Consider the following 1,995-nt stretch of genomic DNA (forward strand, 5'->3'; position numbering starts at 1 on the left):
ATCGGACGCCACGGGGACGGGTGGTGACAGCCGCCGCGCGGAAGCATTTGGGCTTGAAAGGGGGCAATGACAGCAGCGAACAGTTATCGTTATTAGAAGAGTGATGGCAGCGATCGTGTGCATCTAGAATATTAATGCCAGCAACGATCGAATTTTAAAACTCGATCGAATGCAGCAGTTGTTAATCCGACATCATCAGATTGCTAAATACCATCCTTAATTACTTGCTTGAATAAATTTTCTTTGACCATTGATTGACGCAAAACTTCCAGTAGCAAGTCTTGTGTTGTTTGCAAATCTAGTGTCTTGAGCTGTTCCTGATAAACTTTTAAATTAAACTCTTGCTCAAAGCTCAAACTGATGGGGAGATTCATAATTAGCAATTAGATTTTGAGTACATCTGAGTCAAAGCTATCTGAAAATTTCCACATGCGAACAGCCAGCTTTAGCTCTCTGCCAGTGTCGATCCTAGTTCTTTCTGTTCAGACCAGAATTTGGGGGTGAATTAGATTGTATCCGGCTGTTTTGAGCTTCTGATTGCTGACTTGCAAGCTCTTGCGCTGAAGACTAAGTTTGGTAGCATCCCAATCTACTGCTGGTAAGTGATAGTGAGTACAAACTCGTTCGACCTGTTCTTTAATTGTCAGTTGGCTATCATCAACCAGATTGTAGATTCCATTCAGCTCGTTTAACCGGGCAAATTCGATCGCGCCGACGATATCATCGCGGTGAATCCAATTGATAAACCGATCTCCTTTTCCTGGCATCGTCATCCCCGCCAAACCGCCAAACATACTGACGAGTTCGCGGCCAGGACCATAGATGCCGCCGAGTCTGAGCACACAGACTTTTTGGCGATCGGTAGCTGCCTGCAATATTGTCTGTTCGGCCTCATAAATTAGCTGGCTTTTACGATCTAGAGAGTCAATTCGCGCAGTTTCATCAACCCATGCGCCCTGACGATCTCCATACACAGAGCAGCTACTCAAATAGATGACCTGCTTGATGTTATCAGCATCACTCAAAGCGTTGGCTATGTTCCGAGCCGTCGCCAGGTAAGTCTCGGCATAACTTGCTTCATCTGCCGCTTGAAAGCCTGTCGGGGCAACGCTCACTACTAAAGTATTTCGATCTTCGAGCACTGAACTTACCCGCAGGTCGTTCCCTTTCATCACGACTGCTGTTGAGACAGTCTTGGAGAGTAGAGCCACTCGGTCGGGGCTAGTGGTCGTCCCTGTCACCAAATGTCCCTGTTCTTGCCAATATTCGGCTAGTGCGGTGCCAACATAGCCACAACCAAGGATGGTAATGTTCTCAAACAGTGGGTGGCGTTGAGCATGTTGACCGATTAATTGCTGGAGGAGACTCATGTCCATCGCGGGCACGTTCTCATCGAAAGGACTGTTTCTATCGGCGGAGTCGTACATTTTGTTGGTTAATGTCGAGAATATTTGGAATTTTGAGCGGTAGACCGCCAGAATTCAGCCAGCGTTTGATTAAATCGAGTGAGAGACAACAATTTCCAGTGCATACGCGACCGCCGCACCCAGCAACCCAAAAGTGAAATAATTGCCAGTCTGACGATCTGAACCCAAGAGTTGGTCTTTGTTGCTGGCAGAGAAAAACAGCGACCATGCTTCAGTCGCATTAATCTTTTGAAAGCGATTAAATTCGGGGTTAAAAATTGGAGCTGTGCTTTGGTATGACATACAAGTGCGAAGTTATTGAAATAGTGCAACAATTATTAACATAACACTAGTTTAGTCTTTCGGGTAGTAACGTCACCAGCAATTGCAAAATATACTTGAAAATCAATACAAACTAGTCCCAGCAAGGACTCTATGATTGAAATCCAACTCAAAAGCAACAAAAAATTTTAACGTTAGGACTGCGCGATCCTCATAGCTACAGCAACATTCAGCTAGTCTGAGGGTGAATATATCGCAATCTCTAGCTGGCTAAATAAATTGATTATCGATCGGAGATAATCACGAT

Annotated in this window: 3 protein-coding genes; all 3 read right to left on the bottom strand. The window is 45.0% G+C overall.

Annotated features, from left to right (window positions below):
- Nucleotides 1-203 precede the first annotated feature (203 nt).
- The 3 genes from RMO27_RS11235 to RMO27_RS11245 all read right to left on the bottom strand — a co-directional run bounded on the left by RMO27_RS11235 (nucleotide 204) and on the right by RMO27_RS11245 (nucleotide 1,709).
- Complete coding sequence (locus RMO27_RS11235; RefSeq protein ID WP_309732409.1) at nucleotides 204-374, bottom strand: NblA/ycf18 family protein; 171 nt, start codon at nucleotides 372-374, stop codon at nucleotides 204-206.
- A gap of 108 nt (nucleotides 375-482) precedes the next feature.
- Nucleotides 483-1,427 carry an SDR family oxidoreductase gene (locus RMO27_RS11240; RefSeq protein WP_309732411.1) on the bottom strand — a complete coding sequence of 315 codons (945 nt, stop codon included), beginning with the start codon at nucleotides 1,425-1,427 and terminating at the stop codon, nucleotides 483-485.
- Between the two features lie 69 nt (nucleotides 1,428-1,496).
- Nucleotides 1,497-1,709: a hypothetical protein gene (locus tag RMO27_RS11245; protein ID WP_309732413.1), complete on the bottom strand. Its 213-nt coding sequence runs from the start codon at nucleotides 1,707-1,709 to the stop codon at nucleotides 1,497-1,499.
- Between the last annotated feature and the right edge of the window lie 286 nt (nucleotides 1,710-1,995).

It is taken from the genome of Chamaesiphon sp. OTE_75_metabat_556 (assembly GCF_031378165.1).
GTDB lineage: Bacteria > Cyanobacteriota > Cyanobacteriia > Cyanobacteriales > Chamaesiphonaceae > Chamaesiphon.

Excerpts from the sequence above, each read along its gene's own strand:
- RMO27_RS11235 (WP_309732409.1), bottom strand. The coding sequence starts at position 374 with ATGAATCTCCCCATCAGTTTGAGCTTTGAGCAAGAGTTTAATTTAAAA.
- RMO27_RS11240 (WP_309732411.1), bottom strand. The coding sequence starts at position 1,427 with ATGTACGACTCCGCCGATAGAAACAGTCCTTTCGATGAGAACGTGCCC.
- RMO27_RS11245 (WP_309732413.1), bottom strand. The coding sequence starts at position 1,709 with ATGTCATACCAAAGCACAGCTCCAATTTTTAACCCCGAATTTAATCGC.